15 protein-coding genes are annotated in these 17918 nt (G+C 55.3%); 13 read left to right on the top strand and 2 right to left on the bottom strand.

Translation table 11 applies throughout. The features are described 5' to 3' along the window. Window positions 1-278: 278 nt before the first annotated feature. Window positions 279-2039 carry a 30S ribosomal protein S12 methylthiotransferase accessory factor YcaO gene (gene ycaO, locus NQ230_RS15855; protein WP_032658203.1) on the bottom strand — a complete coding sequence of 587 codons (1761 nt, stop codon included), beginning with the start codon at window positions 2037-2039 and terminating at the stop codon, window positions 279-281. Window positions 2040-2166: 127 nt separating this feature from the next. On the opposite strand from ycaO, the gene NQ230_RS15850 reads away from it, so the two are divergent. From NQ230_RS15850 to NQ230_RS15790, 13 genes are all read left to right on the top strand, one after another. Further along, the gene (locus NQ230_RS15850) at window positions 2167-2859 is read left to right on the top strand and encodes a DUF421 domain-containing protein (protein ID WP_023310994.1); all 693 of its coding nucleotides are present in this window, start codon (window positions 2167-2169) and stop codon (window positions 2857-2859) included. 162 nt (window positions 2860-3021) lie between these two features. Then, window positions 3022-4110 carry a 3-phosphoserine/phosphohydroxythreonine transaminase gene (serC, locus tag NQ230_RS15845; RefSeq protein WP_213821857.1) on the top strand — a complete coding sequence of 363 codons (1089 nt, stop codon included), beginning with the start codon at window positions 3022-3024 and terminating at the stop codon, window positions 4108-4110. A gap of 69 nt (window positions 4111-4179) precedes the next feature. Then, on the top strand, window positions 4180-5463 hold the full coding sequence (gene aroA, locus NQ230_RS15840) for a 3-phosphoshikimate 1-carboxyvinyltransferase (RefSeq protein WP_159513773.1): 1284 nt from the start codon (window positions 4180-4182) through the stop codon (window positions 5461-5463). 185 nt (window positions 5464-5648) lie between these two features. Further along, complete coding sequence (gene cmk / locus NQ230_RS15835; RefSeq protein WP_013097305.1) at window positions 5649-6332, top strand: (d)CMP kinase; 684 nt, start codon at window positions 5649-5651, stop codon at window positions 6330-6332. A 110-nt stretch (window positions 6333-6442) separates the two neighbouring features. Continuing rightward, entirely contained in the window at window positions 6443-8116 is a 1674-nt protein-coding gene (rpsA, locus tag NQ230_RS15830) for a 30S ribosomal protein S1 (protein WP_014169387.1), read from the top strand. A 170-nt stretch (window positions 8117-8286) separates the two neighbouring features. Further along, on the top strand, window positions 8287-8574 hold the full coding sequence (gene ihfB, locus NQ230_RS15825; RefSeq protein WP_008499965.1) for an integration host factor subunit beta: 288 nt from the start codon (window positions 8287-8289) through the stop codon (window positions 8572-8574). Window positions 8575-8787: 213 nt separating this feature from the next. After that, a complete protein-coding gene (locus tag NQ230_RS15820) occupies window positions 8788-11052 on the top strand; it encodes a ComEC family protein (protein WP_257258152.1) in 2265 nt (754 codons plus the stop codon). A 36-nt stretch (window positions 11053-11088) separates the two neighbouring features. Continuing rightward, a complete protein-coding gene (gene msbA, locus NQ230_RS15815) occupies window positions 11089-12840 on the top strand; it encodes a lipid A ABC transporter ATP-binding protein/permease MsbA (RefSeq protein WP_023335128.1) in 1752 nt (583 codons plus the stop codon). Next, a complete protein-coding gene (lpxK, locus tag NQ230_RS15810) occupies window positions 12837-13814 on the top strand; it encodes a tetraacyldisaccharide 4'-kinase (protein ID WP_257258149.1) in 978 nt (325 codons plus the stop codon). Before msbA ends, lpxK begins: the two co-directional genes overlap by 4 nt. A gap of 43 nt (window positions 13815-13857) precedes the next feature. Further along, entirely contained in the window at window positions 13858-15087 is a 1230-nt protein-coding gene (locus tag NQ230_RS15805; RefSeq protein ID WP_257258148.1) for a winged helix-turn-helix domain-containing protein, read from the top strand. A 45-nt stretch (window positions 15088-15132) separates the two neighbouring features. Further along, window positions 15133-15315, top strand: coding sequence for a protein YcaR (ycaR, locus tag NQ230_RS15800; RefSeq protein ID WP_006174474.1), 183 nt, complete (start codon window positions 15133-15135; stop codon window positions 15313-15315). Then, window positions 15312-16058, top strand: coding sequence for a 3-deoxy-manno-octulosonate cytidylyltransferase (gene kdsB, locus NQ230_RS15795; RefSeq protein ID WP_257258147.1), 747 nt, complete (start codon window positions 15312-15314; stop codon window positions 16056-16058). The genes ycaR and kdsB overlap by 4 nt, the downstream gene beginning before the upstream one ends. Before the next feature lie 141 nt (window positions 16059-16199). Continuing rightward, on the top strand, window positions 16200-17093 hold the full coding sequence (locus NQ230_RS15790; RefSeq protein WP_023311002.1) for a YcbJ family phosphotransferase: 894 nt from the start codon (window positions 16200-16202) through the stop codon (window positions 17091-17093). Here NQ230_RS15790 and elyC read toward each other — a convergent pair. Continuing rightward, on the bottom strand, window positions 17070-17849 hold the full coding sequence (gene elyC, locus NQ230_RS15785) for an envelope biogenesis factor ElyC (RefSeq protein ID WP_257258145.1): 780 nt from the start codon (window positions 17847-17849) through the stop codon (window positions 17070-17072). The two genes, NQ230_RS15790 and elyC, sit on opposite strands and share 24 nt — an antisense overlap. Between the last annotated feature and the right edge of the window lie 69 nt (window positions 17850-17918).

Genomic DNA, 17918 nt, shown 5'->3' with positions numbered 1-17918 from the left:
TAAGTATTTGATTATCCGTATAAAAATAAATTTTAAAAGTTATGAAAAGAGTTGAATTTTTTCGTTCAGCCACCTTTGAGACAGTTAATTAGTATGGAGTATTTACCATAAAAAGTAACAGTAAAGCCCAGGTAAATATTATTATATTTACCCATGTTTAACTTTATTATTACAATCAACAGTCATTGCCGAAGAAAATAAAAAACGGGGCAATGAAATTGCCCCGTAATATAGCCCAGACGATTGAATACGCCTACTGCTGGTAATGTTATGTGCGCTTATTTTGACCAGTAAGCGGCTTTTGCTTTCTGCAGCTTTTCGTAGGCCTTCAGCAGCGACTGGTGCGCCGGGAAGGCTTTCAGATCGCTATCAACAGCCTGCAGGCCATAGAACGGCGCTTCGCCGCTCAGGGCCGCGCTGGCTGCTTCTACGGCCTCAGCACCGTACATACGCACGAAAGCGTTCAGGTATTGCAGCGGCTCGCGATCGTCTTCCTGTGCCAGCAGCAACAGGGTTTGCAGGCAGCGGTAATAATTGGTGCGTTCGGCAGAGAAGACCGACTGGTTGAATTCCATGGTCCACTCGGTCCAGGCCAGAGCCTGATCCAAATCGCCTCCCGCCAGTGCCAGCATCGCTTTCAGCTCACCGATACGCAGGGTATACCAGCCGTTGTCTTTACCGGTCGCCAGACCCAGCAGTTCGCGTACGCGGGTGAAGTCATCGTGGCCTTCTTCGTCCAGCTGGGCGATCAGGTTCAGATAATCTTCTTTCTCCCACTCGCTGCCCGGCAGAGCCAGCAGCGTTTCGCGCAGGTGCGCGCCCATGCTGTTATTCGCCAGCCACAGATCTTCAGCCGGGTAGATGTCGGACATGCCTGGAACAATAATGCGGCACGCGTAGACGCCAAGGTGTTCGTAGTCGGCAATATAAACTTCCTGATCTTCCGCGTTGAAGATCGCCATCAGCGTGGCGAACTCTTCTTCCGTGGTACCGGCAAAGCTCCAGTCCACGAACGGATAGTCAGCGTCCTGCTTGAACATATCCCAGGAAATTAAGCCGCTGGAGTCGATGAAGTGGGTTTCGAGGTTGGTATGCTCGGCCACTTCTTCGTCGTCAAACGTTGGCGGGGTGAAAACGTCGAGATCTTTCAGGCTACGGCCCTGCAGCAGCTCGGTAACGGTACGCTCCAGCGCCACGCCGAAGTCCGGGTGCGCGCCGAAGGAGGCGAAGCAGGTGCCGTTGGCCGGGTTAAACAGCACGACGCAGATAACCGGGTACTTACCGCCCAGCGAGCCGTCATAGGCAAAGATTGGGAAACCTTCGGCTTCCAACTTGGCGATGGACTCCACTACGCCCGGGTAGCGCGCCAGCACGTCGGCCGGAATTTCAGGCAGGCTGATGGATTCGGCGATGATGCGGTTTTTGATGTGGCGTTCAAAGACTTCAGACAGACCCTGCACGCGCGCTTCATTGCGGGTGTTACCGGCGGACATGCCGTTAGACACGTACAGGTTGCCGACGATGTTCATCGGGATATAAACGGTCTGCTCGTCAGACTGACGGGTGAACGGCAGGGCGCAGATACCGCGATCCTCGTTACCGGACTGCAGATCGATCAGCATGCTGGCGGTCAGTTCGCTGTCTGGATCGTAGAAGGCACGCAGGCGCGCGTCGAGAATACCTTCCGGCAGTTCGTCATCTTCGGTCAGCGGGAACCATTTTTCATTTGGATAGTGAACGAACGGGCCGTTAGCGATGGTCTCGCCCAGCCAGAAGTCTGCGAAGAAATAGTTGGTGGACAGACGCTCAAAATACTCACCCAGCGCAGAGGCCAGTGCCGCTTTTTTTGTCGCGCCTTTACCGTTGGTAAAGCACAGGGCACAGTCTTTATCGCGAATATGCACGGACCAGACATGAGGCACCGGATTGAGCCAGGAGGCTTCTTCGATGTTAAAACCCAGGTCGGTCAGTTTCTGCTGGAAGCGAGCGATGGAATCTTCCAGAGCGGCGTCTTTGCCGGGGATAAACGTTTGAGTCATGGCGTTCACTTTTATCGTACGTAAAGCGCGCAATGATACGGGTTTTGCGTGACGGGTGCTATCTTCGGCGAAAATAAAAGGCTGGACTATGCTTAGTGGCAGTAACTGACTGTTAAGGCATAGAAAAATGAAAGCATTTGATCTCCAGCGGATGGCGTTTGATAAAGTTCCTCCTGAATTTCTGGGCGAAGTGGCGCTGCGCAGCCTCTATACCTTCGTACTTGTCTTCCTGTTTCTTAAGATCACCGGCCGTCGCGGTGTGCGGCAGATGTCCCTCTTTGAGGTGTTGATCATCCTGACGCTGGGGTCAGCGGCGGGGGACGTCGCCTTTTATGATGATGTGCCGATGGTGCCGGTGTTTATCGTGTTTGTCTCACTGGCGCTACTTTACCGTCTTGTCATGTGGCTGATGTCGAAAAGCGAAAAGCTGGAAGATCTGCTTGAAGGCAAGCCGGTCGTTATCGTCGAGGACGGACAGCTGGCCTGGGAAAATGTACAAAGCGCCAATATGACCGAGTTTGAATTCTTTATGGAGCTTCGCCTGAACAGCGTTGAACAGCTCGGGCAGGTGAGGCTGGCGATCATGGAAACCAACGGGCAGATCAGCGTCTATTACTATTCTGACGACGAGGTGAAGCCGGGACTGTGTATCCTGCCGGATATGCTCATTGAGCGTTTCAGAACGGTACCGGAATCCGGCGAGTATGCTTGCGTAAGATGTAGCCATGTTGTCGCGATGCAGCCGGGGGATCGCCAATTATGCCCCCGCTGTGCAAATCCGGAATGGACGAAGGTTAGCCGGGCCAAACGCATCACCTGACAGCCATTTTGTCGGTTTTGTCTTAGCGAGGCGGCAGATTGTTTTGTGTGACGCGGGACACATTTCACGGGTCATAAGTTTTAGACATTGCGGCGCGTGTCACTGAATGATAAAACCGATATCCACAGTTATAACTTATGGCTTTTAGCGTGGTGAGGGGAAATGGCTCAAGTCTTTAATTTCAGTTCAGGTCCGGCAATGTTACCGGCAGACGTGCTTAAACAGGCTCAACAGGAACTTTGTGACTGGAACGGTCTCGGTACGTCGGTGATGGAAATCAGCCACCGTGGTAAAGAGTTTATTCAGGTGGCGGAAGAGGCAGAAAAGGATTTTCGCGATCTGCTGAATATTCCCTCGAACTACAAAGTATTGTTCTGTCACGGCGGTGGGCGCGGCCAGTTTGCGGGTATTCCGCTGAATATCCTCGGTGACAAAACGACGGCTGACTACGTTGACGCGGGTTACTGGGCGGCAAGCGCCGTTAAAGAAGCGCATAAATACTGCACGCCGAATGTTATCGACGCCAAAGTGACCGTTGACGGTCTGCGCGCCGTGAAGCCAATGAGCGAGTGGCAGCTTTCTGATAACGCAGCCTATCTGCACTACTGCCCGAACGAAACCATTGACGGGATTGCCATCGACGAGACGCCAAACTTCGGCAGCGATGTCGTGGTTGCCGCCGACTTCTCCTCCACCATTCTGTCTGCGCCAATTGATGTCAGCCGCTACGGCGTTATCTATGCGGGCGCGCAGAAAAATATCGGTCCGGCCGGTTTGACTATCGTCGTCGTGCGTGAAGACCTGCTGGGTAAAGCGCATAAATCCTGCCCGTCGATTCTCGATTACACCGTGCTGAACGATAACGACTCTATGTTCAACACCCCACCAACGTTTGCCTGGTATCTCTCCGGCCTGGTCTTCAAATGGCTGAAGCAAAACGGCGGCGTGGCGCAGATGGACAAGGTCAATCAGCAGAAAGCTGAACTGCTGTATGGCGTGATCGACAAGAGCGATTTCTACCGCAACGATGTGGCGAACGCTAACCGTTCCCGCATGAACGTGCCGTTCCAGCTGGCGGACAGCAACCTGGACAAAGTGTTCCTGGAAGAGTCCTTCGCGGCAGGTCTGCATGCGCTCAAAGGTCACCGTGTCGTTGGCGGCATGCGTGCCTCCATCTATAACGCGATGCCGCTGGAAGGCGTTAAAGCCCTGACGGATTTCATGATCGACTTCGAACGTCGTCACGGTTAATTCGCTGTTTTTCACCCCCGCAGCGTCCCTGCGGGGTTTTTATTATGTTGAGTTGAGAGTTTAGTTTTCATGGAATCCCTGACGTTACAACCTATCGCGCGGGTAGATGGCACCATTAATCTGCCTGGTTCAAAAAGTGTCTCGAACCGCGCTCTGCTGCTGGCAGCTCTGGCAAACGGCACCACCGTCCTCACAAACCTGCTGGACAGCGATGACGTGCGCCATATGCTCAATGCGCTGAAAGCGTTGGGCGTTCATTACACTCTCTCCGACGATCGTACCCGCTGCGAAGTGACCGGCAACGGCGGCGCGCTGCGTTCGGGCGAAGAGCTTGAACTGTTTCTGGGCAACGCGGGTACCGCGATGCGCCCGCTGGCGGCGGCCCTGTGCCTGGGGAGCAACAACATCGTGCTGACCGGCGAGCCGCGCATGAAAGAGCGTCCGATTGGTCACCTGGTGGATGCCCTGCGTCAGGGCGGCGCGCAGATTGAGTATCTGGAGCAGGAAAACTATCCGCCACTGCGTTTGCGCGGCGGCTTTACCGGCGGTCACGTCGAGGTTGACGGCAGCGTTTCCAGCCAGTTCCTGACGGCACTGCTGATGACCGCGCCGCTGGCCCCGCAGGATACGGTTATCACGATTAAAGGTGAGCTGGTTTCCAAACCTTACATTGATATCACGCTGCACCTGATGAAAACCTTTGGCGTTGAGGTGGAAAACCAGTCTTATCAGCGCTTCGTGGTGCGCGGGGCGCAGCAGTACCAGTCTCCGGGTAATTACCTGGTTGAAGGGGATGCGTCATCCGCGTCCTACTTCCTGGCCGCGGGAGCGATTAAAGGCGGCACGGTAAAAGTGACCGGTATTGGACGTAACAGCGTGCAGGGCGACATCCGTTTTGCGGACGTGCTGGAAAAAATGGGCGCTACTGTCACCTGGGGCGATGACTTCATCTCCTGTACCCACGGCGAGCTGAACGCCATCGACATGGACATGAACCATATCCCGGATGCGGCGATGACCATTGCCACGGCGGCGCTGTTTGCCAAAGGCACGACCACGCTGCGTAATATCTACAACTGGCGCGTAAAAGAGACGGACCGCCTGTTCGCAATGGCGACAGAGTTGCGGAAAGTCGGTGCCGAGGTGGAAGAGGGCGAAGACTACATTCGCGTGACCCCTCCGGCAAAACTGCAGTTTGCGGAAATCGGAACCTACAACGATCACCGTATGGCAATGTGCTTCTCGCTGGTGGCGCTGTCAGACACGCCTGTCACCATTCTTGATCCGAAATGTACCGCGAAAACCTTCCCGGACTACTTCGAACAGCTGGCACGCATTAGCACGCTGGCCTGATAACGCCTTGCCGCATCGTCCGATGCGGCATTTGCTTACGCTTCATTACGAATACCTCCGCTCATTTATTCTACACTCTGCTTCAATCATTCCGTAATTTGCACGCAAAGGTAACAGTTGCGCACGTTGGCGCGTATAATGCGCGGCGTTCATGTAAACGGTATGCCTTATTTAAGGAGAAAAAGATGACGGCAGTTGCCCCGGTAATCACCATTGATGGGCCGAGTGGCGCAGGGAAAGGTACTCTGTGCAAAGCGATGGCGGAAGCATTGCAATGGCATCTTTTAGATTCGGGAGCAATCTATCGCGTGCTGGCGCTGGCCGCGCTGCATCATCACGTGGATGTCGCGTCTGAAGAGGCGCTGGTTCCGCTGGCTGCGCATCTGGATGTGCGTTTCGTGTCGACCGATGGCAACCTGGAAGTCATCCTTGAAGGGGAAGACGTGAGCGGCGAAATCCGTACGCAGGAAGTGGCGAATGCAGCCTCCCAGGTCGCGGCCTTCCCGCGCGTTCGTGAGGCGCTGCTGCGTCGTCAGCGCGCGTTCCGTGAAGCCCCGGGTCTGATCGCTGACGGACGCGATATGGGAACCGTGGTATTCCCTGACGCGCCTGTGAAAATTTTCCTCGATGCCTCTTCGGAAGAACGTGCTCAACGCCGCATGCTTCAGTTGCAGGAAAAGGGGTTTAGTGTTAACTTTGATCGCCTTTTATCCGAGATAAAAGAGCGCGATGACCGCGATCGTAACCGCGCCGTCGCCCCACTTGTTCCTGCAGAAGATGCATTAGTTCTGGATTCAACCAGTTTAACTATTGAGCAAGTGATTGAAAAAGCGCTACAATATGCGCGCCAAAAACTGGCACTCGCGTAATCGCGACCGATTTAGTAGTACCCCCGCTGCAATGGATTGACGGCGGGTATGTGAAACAACCCCACCCGGCACGGAGCCAGGTGGACGTTATCTTAACCTGAAGATTAAACATGACTGAATCTTTTGCTCAACTATTTGAAGAATCCTTAAAAACAATCGAAACCCGTCCGGGTTCCATCGTTCGTGGTGTTGTTGTTGCTATCGACAAAGACGTAGTACTGGTTGACGCCGGTCTGAAATCTGAGTCCGCCATTCCGGCAGAGCAGTTCAAAAACGCCCAGGGCGAGCTGGAAATCCAGGTTGGTGACGAAGTTGACGTTGCTCTGGATGCAGTGGAAGACGGCTTCGGTGAAACCCTGCTGTCCCGTGAGAAAGCTAAGCGTCACGAAGCTTGGATCACGCTGGAAAAAGCTTACGAAGAAGCTGAAACTGTGGTCGGTGTTATCAACGGCAAAGTTAAAGGCGGCTTCACTGTTGAGCTGAATGGTATTCGTGCGTTCCTGCCAGGTTCACTGGTAGACGTTCGTCCAGTCCGTGACACCCTGCACCTCGAAGGCAAAGAGCTTGAGTTCAAAGTAATCAAGCTGGACCAGAAGCGTAACAACGTTGTTGTATCCCGTCGTGCCGTTATCGAATCCGAAAACAGCGCAGAACGCGATCAGCTGCTGGAAAACCTGCAGGAAGGCATGGAAGTCAAAGGTATCGTTAAGAACCTCACTGACTACGGCGCATTCGTTGACCTGGGCGGCGTTGATGGCCTGCTGCACATCACCGACATGGCGTGGAAACGCGTTAAGCACCCAAGCGAAATCGTGAACGTGGGCGACGAAATCACTGTTAAAGTGCTGAAGTTCGACCGCGAGCGTACTCGTGTATCCCTCGGCCTGAAACAGCTGGGTGAAGATCCATGGGTAGCTATCGCTAAGCGTTACCCAGAAGGTACTAAACTGACTGGTCGCGTTACCAACCTGACTGACTACGGCTGCTTCGTTGAAATCGAAGAAGGTGTTGAAGGCCTGGTGCACGTTTCCGAAATGGACTGGACCAACAAAAACATCCACCCATCCAAAGTTGTTAACGTTGGTGATGTAGTGGAAGTGATGGTTCTGGATATCGACGAAGAACGTCGTCGTATCTCCCTGGGCCTGAAACAGTGCAAAAACAACCCATGGCAGCAGTTCGCGGAAACCCACAACAAGGGCGACCGTGTTGAAGGTAAAATCAAGTCTATCACTGACTTCGGTATCTTCATCGGCCTGGACGGCGGCATCGATGGCCTGGTTCACCTGTCTGACATCTCCTGGAACGTTGCAGGCGAAGAAGCAGTTCGTGAATACAAAAAAGGCGACGAAATCGCTGCAGTTGTTCTGCAGGTTGACGCAGAGCGTGAGCGTATCTCCCTGGGCGTTAAACAGCTCGCAGAAGATCCGTTCAACAACTGGGTTGCACTGAACAAGAAAGGCGCAATCGTAAACGGTAAAGTGACTGCAGTTGACGCTAAAGGCGCAACCGTAGAACTGGCTGACGGCGTTGAAGGTTACCTGCGCGCTTCTGAAGCTTCACGTGACCGCGTTGAAGATGCCACTCTGGTTCTGAACGTAGGCGACGACGTTGAAGCTAAGTTCACCGGTGTTGACCGTAAGAACCGTGCAATCAGCCTGTCTGTTCGTGCTAAAGACGAAGCTGATGAGAAAGATGCAATCGCAACTGTTAACAAACAGGAAGATGCAAACTTCTCTAACAACGCAATGGCTGAAGCTTTCAAAGCAGCTAAAGGCGAGTAATATCAGGTTCTCAGCATCATTTGCGCTGTAACGCATTTACAGCGCGAAGGATGAGGAGCAAACTTGACAGATTGCAGGATTCGTCCTGTAATCAATAACAAAGGGCGGCTACGGCCGCCCTTGTTTAATGAGCTGTTCAGCTAATTGGTTTGAAAGGAACCGGAGGAATCATGACCAAGTCAGAATTGATTGAAAGACTTGCCAGTCAGCAACCGCATATCCCTGCCAAGGCAGTGGAAGATGCCGTAAAAGAGATGCTGGAGCATATGGCCTCCACTCTTGCCCAGGGCGAGCGCATTGAAATCCGCGGTTTCGGTAGTTTTTCTCTGCACTATCGTGCTCCACGTACCGGGCGTAACCCGAAAACTGGCGATAAAGTCGAGCTGGAAGGTAAGTACGTTCCACACTTTAAGCCGGGTAAAGAACTGCGCGATCGCGCCAATATTTACGGCAACTGAGTTTAGCCAGCCGGTTAAACTGGGTTCGAAAGAAAGCACCTGCGGGTGCTTTTTTTGTCTCTGTCGCTTTCATTCTGAAGGTGCCCCGCATTTTTCATTTCATTTTCTGCAAACCGATAAAAACAGCACAGCGCGTGTCGTAAAACACATGCTTCTCACCTGACAACTCACTCTATCTGCTTACATACTGCCCCCTGAAACAGGGAGGTAGAAATGGGAATTCCCGCTCTTAGCATCTGCGTCATTCTGGCAATAGCCCCGTTACTCTGGTTACCTGAACTGCCATCACGTCATACCGTGTGGCTAATGATTGTTGGCGGGATAGCGCTGGCCGCAACGCGCAATGTACGACTGAAGTATGTCGGGATCGCGTTATTATTTTGTGCATGGGGTATGCTTGCCGCGCAGGAGAGCGTCTGGCCGATGCAGCATTTAACCACGGGTGCTGTGCAGGCTGAGGTGGAGATCACCGCCACAGATGGCGCAACGCTGCATCAGGGAAACATTCTCAGCGTAGAGGGCAAGCGCTGGTGGGGCTCCACCGGCGTAACGCTGTATGGAAATTATCTGCCCCAGAAAGCGTGTGCCGGTCAGCGCTGGAGCATGACGCTCAGGCTCAGGCCTGCTCACGGCGAACTGAACGAGGGCGGATATGATTCTCAGCGCAGCGCTTTTGCCCGACACCAAACGCTGAGCGGGCGCTTCACCCGTGCTGAACTTGTCGATGGGCGCTGCAGCCTGCGAGCGCAATACCTGATGTCACTGCAAAACCGACTTTCGGCTTACCGCTGGGGGGCGGTTATCCTCGGACTGGGAATGGGGGAACGTCTGGATGTGCCCCGGGAAATAAAAGGCCTGATGCGTGAAACCGGGACGCTGCATTTAATGGCGATTTCGGGTCTGCATATCGCGCTGGCGGCATCCCTCGTCTGGTTACTCGCGCGTGGACTCCAGTTTTTATTACCCAGCCACCGGGTCCACTGGCAAATGCCGCTCCTGGCCGGATTATGCTTTGCCGCTTTCTACGCCTGGCTTACCGGTCTGCAACCTCCTGCGCTACGAACGGTCATCGCGCTTGCTGTGCTTGCTATGTTGCGGATCGCTGCCCGCCAGTGGACTCCCTGGCAGGTATGGGTGTGCTGTATTGCGGCGATCCTGATAAGCGATCCTTTAGCCGTACTTTCGCAGAGTCTGGCCCTGTCCGCATTTGCCGTTGCCGCGCTGATTTTCTGGTTTCAGTGGCTGCCTCTTCCTGACTGGCACCGGGCACGACGTATACGGCCGCTACTGAACCTGCTCTATCTGCAGGTCGGCATGCTGATGCTGCTCATGCCGTTACAGGTTCTGATTTTCCACGGCTTCAGCATCTCCTCCCTGGTCGCGAATCTTTTTGCCGTTCCCCTGGTGACGTTTGTCTCCGTGCCGCTGATCCTGCTCGGCATGCTGCTTCACCTGTTACCGCTGGCGGCACCGGAAAGCGTCGTCTGGTTCGCAGCCGATAGGTCACTTGCGGGGTTGTTCTGGCTCCTCATGCGCCTGCCTGACGGCTGGCAGAGTGTCGATCAACGCTGGCAGTACATGACGCTACTGCCCTGGCTTATCATCATTGGCTGGCGCTTTCGTGCCTGGAAAACACTGCCTGCCGTGTGTCTTGCAGGAAGTGTCTTACTGACATTTCCTCTCTGGCGAACGGCAAAAAGCGAGAGCTGGACGCTGCATATGCTGGATGTAGGGCAGGGGCTGGCGATGGTCATTGAACGGCAGGGGAAAGCCATTCTCTATGATACGGGGCTCGGCTGGCCGGGCGGGGATAGCGCGCAGCGGTTAATTATCCCGTGGCTTCGCTGGCATCACCTGAGGCCTGAAGGCGTGATTCTCAGTCATGAGCACCTCGACCATGCGGGAGGTCTCGCATCGTTGCAGAAAGCGTGGCCTGATGTGTGGGTCAGAAGCCCCTTGCGCCTGGCGGGACATCGCCCCTGTTTTCGCGGGCAGAGATGGCGATGGCAGGGACTTACCTTCACCGTCCACTGGCCCCCTGAAAATGACCCGGCTCAGGGTAACAACCGTTCCTGCGTGGTAAAGGTGGACGACGGCGAGCAGAGTGTTCTGCTAACAGGCGACATTGAAGCGCAAGCGGAACAGGCTATGCTTAGCCATTACTGGCGTTATCTGACGTCCACGCTCATACAGGTGCCCCATCATGGCAGCAATACCTCGTCTTCATTGCCGCTGGTACAGCGGGTGGAAGGTCAGATCGCCCTGGATTCAGCGGCACGGTATAACGCATGGCGATTCCCGTCGGCAAAAGTTGTCCGACGTTATCGAAAAGAGGGGTATATCTGGCACGATACCCCCCATTCTGGACAAATATCGGTGACATTCTCGCAACATCACTGGCAAATCCGGCGCTTGCGAGAGCAATTTTTACCCGTTTGGTATCATCAGTGGTTTGGCGCGCCCGTCGATAACGGGTAGAATATGCGGCTATTTCAACGAATGCTGGTTTTTTGAATGCATAACGACAAAGATCTCTCCACGTGGCAAACCTTCCGCCGACTCTGGCCGATGATTGCGCCCTTTAAAACAGGCCTGATCGTGGCGGGAGTAGCGTTAATCCTCAACGCAGCCAGCGATACTTTTATGCTATCGCTTCTCAAACCGTTACTGGACGACGGTTTTGGTAAAACGGATCGCTCAGTGTTGCTATGGATGCCTCTGGTGGTTATCGGACTGATGATCTTACGCGGCATCACCAGCTATATCTCAAGCTACTGTATTTCCTGGGTGTCAGGGAAAGTGGTGATGACCATGCGCCGTCGCCTGTTCAGCCACATGATGGGCATGCCGGTCTCGTTCTTTGACAAGCAGTCTACCGGGACGCTGCTGTCCCGTATTACCTACGACTCAGAGCAGGTTGCCTCCTCGTCCTCAAGCGCGCTGATCACCGTTGTGCGTGAGGGTGCGTCAATCATCGGCCTGTTCGCGATGATGTTCTATTACAGCTGGCAGCTGTCGATCATCCTTATCGTTCTGGCGCCGATAGTTTCTATTGCTATCCGCGTCGTCTCAAAGCGCTTCCGCAATATCAGTAAGAATATGCAGAACACGATGGGGCAGGTGACGACCAGCGCGGAACAGATGCTGAAAGGGCATAAAGAAGTTCTGATTTTTGGCGGTCAGGACGTCGAAACCAAACGCTTTGATAAAGTCAGCAACAAAATGCGTCTTCAGGGGATGAAAATGGTCTCGGCCTCTTCCATCTCTGATCCGATTATTCAGCTGATTGCCTCCCTGGCACTGGCATTCGTCCTGTATGCGGCAAGCTTCCCGAGCGTCATGGAGACGCTGACGGCGGGTACCATTACCGTGGTCTTCTCCTCTATGATTGCACTGATGCGTCCACTGAAATCACTGACGAACGTCAACGCCCAGTTCCAGCGCGGGATGGCCGCCTGTCAGACGCTGTTCAGCATTCTGGATTCCGAACAGGAAAAAGATGAAGGTAAGCGCGTGATCGAGCGTGCAAACGGAGACGTTGAATTCCGCAACGTGACCTTTACCTATCCAGGCCGCGAAGTGCCTGCCCTGCGTAATATCAACCTGTCTATTCCGGCGGGTAAAACCGTTGCGCTGGTGGGCCGTTCTGGTTCGGGTAAATCGACTATTGCCAGCCTGATGACCCGTTTCTACGACATTAACGAAGGTGAAATCCTGTTAGATGGTCACGACCTGCGGGAATATACCCTGCAGTCGCTGCGTAACCAGGTGGCGCTGGTTTCCCAGAACGTGCACCTGTTTAACGATACGGTCGCCAACAACATCGCTTACGCACGCACTGATGAGTACAGCCGCGAGCAGATTGAGAACGCCGCGCGTATGGCTTATGCAATGGACTTTATCAATAAGATGGATAACGGTCTGGATACCATCATTGGTGAAAACGGCGTGCTACTCTCCGGTGGCCAGCGCCAGCGTATTGCGATTGCGCGCGCGCTGCTGCGCGATAGCCCGATCCTGATTCTCGACGAAGCGACCTCTGCGCTGGATACGGAATCTGAACGCGCTATTCAGTCTGCGCTGGATGAGCTGCAAAAGAACCGTACCTCGCTGGTGATTGCGCACCGACTGTCGACTATCGAGCAGGCTGATGAAATCGTCGTGGTTGAGGATGGCGTCATTGTTGAACGCGGAAGCCATGCCGATTTGCTGGAACACCGCGGCGTTTACGCTCAGCTTCATAAGATGCAGTTTGGCCAACAATGATTGCACGCATCTGGTCCGGTGAATCTCCGCTGTGGCTGCTGCTTCTGCCGCTCTCCTGGCTATACGGCCTGGTGAGCGGCACTATCCGTCTGCTTTACCGTCTGGGGCTGAAGCGTGCCTGGCGCGCGCCGGTTCCGGTTGTGGTTGTCGGTAATCTTACGGCGGGCGGCAACGGTAAAACGCCGGTGGTGATCTGGCTGGTGGAGCAATTGCAAAAACGCGGTATCCGCCCGGGGGTGGTATCGCGCGGATATGGTGGTAAAGCGGCGCGTTATCCGCTGCTGCTGACGGCGGAAACCACGACCGCCGAAGCGGGTGATGAACCGGTATTGATTTTCCAGCGTACCGGCGCACCGGTTGCGGTCTCCCCGGTGCGCAGCGACGCCGTTCAGGCACTGCTTGCCGAACACATGGTACAAATCATTATCACTGACGATGGCCTGCAGCATTACGCCCTGGCGCGTGATAAAGAGATTGTGGTCATCGACGGCGTTCGCCGTTTCGGTAACGGCTGGTGGCTGCCGGCTGGCCCCATGCGTGAACGTGCTTCGCGTCTTAAGTCCGTTGATGCGGTGATTGTGAACGGTGGTGAGGCACGCGCGGGTGAAATCCCGATGCACCTTCAGCCGGGTCTGGCGGTCAACCTGATGACGGGGGAACGCCGGTCGGTTGCTGAGCTGCCTTCACTGGTGGCGATGGCGGGGATTGGCCATCCGCCGCGCTTCTTCGCGACGCTGGAACAGTGTGGTGCCCGGCTTGAAAAACGCGTTCCGCTGGCCGACCATCAGGCGCTGGTGGAAGGGCTGGTTGATGCCTTGACCATACCCGGACAGTCGCTGATCATGACCGAAAAAGATGCGGTGAAATGCCGTGCCTTTGCGAAAGATAACTGGTGGTATCTGCCGGTTGACGCTGAACTCAGCGGCGAGCAGCCGGAACTCTTGCTCCAGGAACTGATTGCGTTGGTGCAGTAAAGGCTTACGCGGTTCTGGTGCGCTTTGACTGACAGGAAAACGCATGTCTTTACCGCAACTCTCGCTTTCAGCCGCACGTCATTTACATCTTGCCGCGCAGGGGCTGCTCAAAAAGCCCCGCCGCCGCGCGCAGCCTGCCGATATTCTCTCTACCGTCCAGCGCATGTCGCTGCTTCAAATCGACACCATTAACATTGTGGCCCGTAGCCCCTACCTGGTCCTGTTTAGCCGCCTGGGAAATTATCCTTCGCAGTGGCTGGATGAGGCGCTCAGCAAGGGGGAGTTAATGGAGTACTGGGCGCACGAAGCCTGCTTCCTGCCCCGCAGCGATTTTGCCCTGGTTCGCCACCGTATGCTTGCCCCGGAAAAAATGGGCTGGAAATACCGACAGGCGTGGATGCTGGAACATGCGGCCGAAATTGAGCAGCTAATCGCGCATATTCAGGATAACGGTCCCGTCCGCTCCGCCGATTTTGAACATCCGCGCAAAGGCACCAGCGGCTGGTGGGAGTGGAAGCCGCATAAACGTCATCTCGAAGGGCTGTTTACCTCTGGCAAAGTCATGGTGATTGAGCGGCGTAATTTTCAGCGCGTCTACGACCTGACGCATCGCGTGATGCCGCACTGGGACGACGAGCGTGACCTGCTTACCCAGGAGGCGGCCGAGGCCCTCATGCTGGAGAACAGCGCCCGCAGCCTGGGGATTTTTCGCACGCAATGGCTGGCAGATTATTATCGCCTTCGCCAGCCCGCGCTGAAACCGCTGCTGGACATATGGCAACGCGAACAGCGCGTCATCCCCGTCACGGTGGAAACGCTGGGCGAAATGTGGCTGCATGCGGATCTCCTCCCGCTACTGCCTCAGGCCCAGGAGGGGAAACTTCAGGCAACCCACAGTGCGGTGTTGTCGCCTTTCGACCCGGTCGTCTGGGACAGAAAACGCGCCGAGCAGCTGTTCGATTTTAGCTACCGGCTGGAATGTTATACCCCGGCCCCAAAGCGCCAGTATGGTTACTTTGTTCTCCCGCTGCTGCATAAGGGGCAACTGGTCGGGCGCATGGACGCCAAAATGCACCGCAAGACCGGCACGCTTGAAATCATTGCGCTTTATCTGGAAGAGGGCGTCAGGGTGACGGCTAGACTGGAAAAAGGGTTAACGTCCGCCATTAGCGAATTCGCGCGCTGGCAGGGCGCCCGCGACGTGACGCTGGGCCGGGTACCCGACGGACTGTTTACAACCTGTCGAAGTGGCTGGGAAACAGGCACTCCCTGAAAAGGGAATGTGTTAAGCTTTAGCGATTACCCATACGGAGGAACTATGGATCACCGTTTACTTGAAATTATTGCCTGCCCGGTATGCAACGGCAAACTCTACTACAGCCAGGACAAACAGGAGCTGATCTGCAAGCTGGATAGCCTGGCTTTCCCGCTGCGCGATGGCATTCCGGTACTGCTGGAAAATGAAGCTCGTTCCCTGGTGGCAGAAGAGAGCAAACCATGAGTTTTGTTGTCATTATTCCTGCGCGCTATGCCTCAACGCGCCTGCCGGGTAAACCTCTGGTGGATATCAACGGCAAGCCGATGATTGTGCATGTTCTTGAGCGTGCGCGTGAATCCGGTGCCGATCGCGTGATTGTTGCTACCGATCATCCTGACGTCGCCCGTGCGGTTGAGGCGGCAGGCGGTGAGGTATGCATGACCCGCGCCGATCACCAGTCCGGCACCGAGCGTCTGGCGGAAGTGGTTGAGAAATGTGGTTTCAGTGATGATACGGTCATCGTTAACGTGCAGGGTGACGAGCCGATGATCCCGGCGGTGATTATCCGTCAGGTGGCAGAAAACCTGGCTCAGCGTCAGGTTGGTATGGCGACGCTCGCGGTGCCCATTCACCACGCTGAAGAGGCATTCAATCCGAATGCGGTGAAGGTGGTCATGGATGCCGAAGGCTATGCGCTCTATTTCTCCCGCGCCACGATCCCCTGGGATCGCGATCGCTTTGCGCTCTCTAAAGAGACCATCGGTGATACCTTCCTGCGTCATATTGGGATCTACGGCTATCGGGCCGGTTTTATTCGTCGATATGTTACCTGGGCGCCGAGTCCGCTGGAGCATATCGAAATGCTGGAGCAGCTTCGCGTGCTCTGGTATGGCGAAAAAATTCACGTTGCCGTTGCCAGCGAAGTGCCTGGAACGGGCGTTGATACGCCGGAAGATCTTGAGCGCGTCCGCGCCGACCTGCGCTAATACCGCCTGCATCCCTCCTGACGGGGGGATGTCCTCTCCCCGCTAATTCCCCTTTCTTTTCCTTAATTGATCTCTTCCGGGTGACATCTTCCTTCAGGACGCTCATTATAAAAGCAGTAGTCTTAATGGGGGTAATCTCATATGGAACAGCTGCGTGCCGAACTTAGCCATCTGCTGGGTGAGAAATTAAGCCGGGTCGAATGCGTGAGTGAAAAGGCCGATACCGCGCTTTGGTCGTTGTATGACAGTCAGGGCAACCCTATGCCGCTGATGGCCAGAAGTTTCACCTCGCCGGGCGTTGCCAGGCAGCTTGCATGGAAAATGTCGATGCTGGCGCGGGAGGGAACCGTCCGTATGCCGACGGTGTACGGCGTAATGACGCACGAGGAACACCCCGGCCCGGACGTGCTGCTGATTGAGCGCTTGCGAGGGGTGCCCGTTGAAGCGCCCGCGCGCACGCCGGAACGCTGGGAGCAGTTAAAAGACCAGATTGTCGAGGCGCTGCTGGCCTGGCACCGTCAGGATAGCCGCGGGCTTGTCGGTCCGGTCGACAGCACTCAGGAAAACCTGTGGCCGCTGTGGTATCGCCAGCGGGTTGAGGTCCTGTGGGGGACGCTCAACCAGTTCAACAATACCGGTTTGACCATGCAGGATAAGCGTATTCTGTTTCGCACCCGCGAGTGCCTGCCGGCGCTGTTCGACGGTTTTAATGACAACTGCGTGCTGATCCACGGTAATTTCACCCTGCGCAGCATGCTCAAAGACTCCCGCAGCGATCAGCTTCTCGCGATGCTGGGGCCGGGGATCATGCTCTGGGCTCCGCGCGAATACGAGCTGTTCAGGCTCAGCGACAGCGGGGCGGCGGAAGGTTTGCTGTGGCACTACCTTCAACGCGCGCCCGTTGCAGAAGCGTTTCTCTGGCGGCGCTGGCTTTATCTGCTCTGGGACGAAGTCGCGCAGCTGGTGAATACCGGACGTTTTAATCGCGCAAACTTCGATCTGGCAACAAAATCACTCCTGCCCTGGCTCGCCTGACGATCCTTTCAGCCACTGCCAGAGGCGTCCGAGCGTCTCATAACCGACGCGATCGCTATGCATCAGCCACGCCGGGGAGGGGATCGCCCGTTCCCACGGGTTGAGCGGCGCGTCGATGGCCATCTGGTTTGCCGGTGCGGGAAGCGGGTGCAGGCCTTGTTTCTTAAAGAAAATCATTGCGCGCGGCAGGTGTGAGGCGGAGGTCACCAGTAAGAACGGGACATCGCCAATCGCCTGCTTCACTGCGGCAGCCTCTTCTTCGGTATCTTTTGGGCTGTCCAGAGTGATAATTGAGGAGCGCGGCACGCCGAGTGATTCCGCGACTCTGGCGCCCGCTTCAGCCGTACTCACCGGGTTCGTTTTGGCCGCCGCGCCGGTGAAGATCATTTTTGATCCCGGATTCGCCAGCCAGAGGCGAATGCCTTCGTTTAGCCGTGGCAGACTGTTGTTGATCAGGTTTGAACTGGGGGCCCAGTCAGGATCCCAGGTATATCCGCCGCCCAGCACCACGATGTACGCCACTTTCTGATTTCCCTGCCATGTTGGGTACGTGTTTTCGATGGGGCGTAAAAGACCATCCGCGACCGGCTGCAGGCTCAACAGCAGCAGGACAAACCAGCCGAGCGTGATAAGCGTTTTGCCACTCTTCTGAAAGCGACTGAACCACACCAGCGCCAGCCCCAGCGCGATGATGATGAGCAGCAGCGGAAGGGGAAGCATCATCCCTCCAATGTATTTCTTAAGGGTAAAAAGCATCCTTTTTGGTTCCTTTTTTGACCATATAGCAGGTGATTACCCGTGATATTACACCAGAGAGGTTCATTC

It is taken from the genome of Enterobacter asburiae (assembly GCF_024599655.1).
Lineage (GTDB): Bacteria > Pseudomonadota > Gammaproteobacteria > Enterobacterales > Enterobacteriaceae > Enterobacter > Enterobacter asburiae_D.
This window is presented reverse-complemented; position numbering and strand designations above follow the sequence as displayed.

Excerpts from the sequence above, each read along its gene's own strand:
- NQ230_RS15790 (WP_023311002.1), top strand. The coding sequence starts at position 16,200 with ATGGAACAGCTGCGTGCCGAACTTAGCCATCTGCTGGGTGAGAAATTA.
- serC (WP_213821857.1), top strand. The coding sequence starts at position 3,022 with ATGGCTCAAGTCTTTAATTTCAGTTCAGGTCCGGCAATGTTACCGGCA.
- ycaR (WP_006174474.1), top strand. The coding sequence starts at position 15,133 with ATGGATCACCGTTTACTTGAAATTATTGCCTGCCCGGTATGCAACGGC.
- ihfB (WP_008499965.1), top strand. The coding sequence starts at position 8,287 with ATGACCAAGTCAGAATTGATTGAAAGACTTGCCAGTCAGCAACCGCAT.
- lpxK (WP_257258149.1), top strand. The coding sequence starts at position 12,837 with ATGATTGCACGCATCTGGTCCGGTGAATCTCCGCTGTGGCTGCTGCTT.
- NQ230_RS15805 (WP_257258148.1), top strand. The coding sequence starts at position 13,858 with ATGTCTTTACCGCAACTCTCGCTTTCAGCCGCACGTCATTTACATCTT.
- aroA (WP_159513773.1), top strand. The coding sequence starts at position 4,180 with ATGGAATCCCTGACGTTACAACCTATCGCGCGGGTAGATGGCACCATT.
- elyC (WP_257258145.1), bottom strand. The coding sequence starts at position 17,849 with ATGCTTTTTACCCTTAAGAAATACATTGGAGGGATGATGCTTCCCCTT.
- ycaO (WP_032658203.1), bottom strand. The coding sequence starts at position 2,039 with ATGACTCAAACGTTTATCCCCGGCAAAGACGCCGCTCTGGAAGATTCC.
- rpsA (WP_014169387.1), top strand. The coding sequence starts at position 6,443 with ATGACTGAATCTTTTGCTCAACTATTTGAAGAATCCTTAAAAACAATC.
- NQ230_RS15820 (WP_257258152.1), top strand. The coding sequence starts at position 8,788 with ATGGGAATTCCCGCTCTTAGCATCTGCGTCATTCTGGCAATAGCCCCG.
- kdsB (WP_257258147.1), top strand. The coding sequence starts at position 15,312 with ATGAGTTTTGTTGTCATTATTCCTGCGCGCTATGCCTCAACGCGCCTG.
- msbA (WP_023335128.1), top strand. The coding sequence starts at position 11,089 with ATGCATAACGACAAAGATCTCTCCACGTGGCAAACCTTCCGCCGACTC.
- cmk (WP_013097305.1), top strand. The coding sequence starts at position 5,649 with ATGACGGCAGTTGCCCCGGTAATCACCATTGATGGGCCGAGTGGCGCA.
- NQ230_RS15850 (WP_023310994.1), top strand. The coding sequence starts at position 2,167 with ATGAAAGCATTTGATCTCCAGCGGATGGCGTTTGATAAAGTTCCTCCT.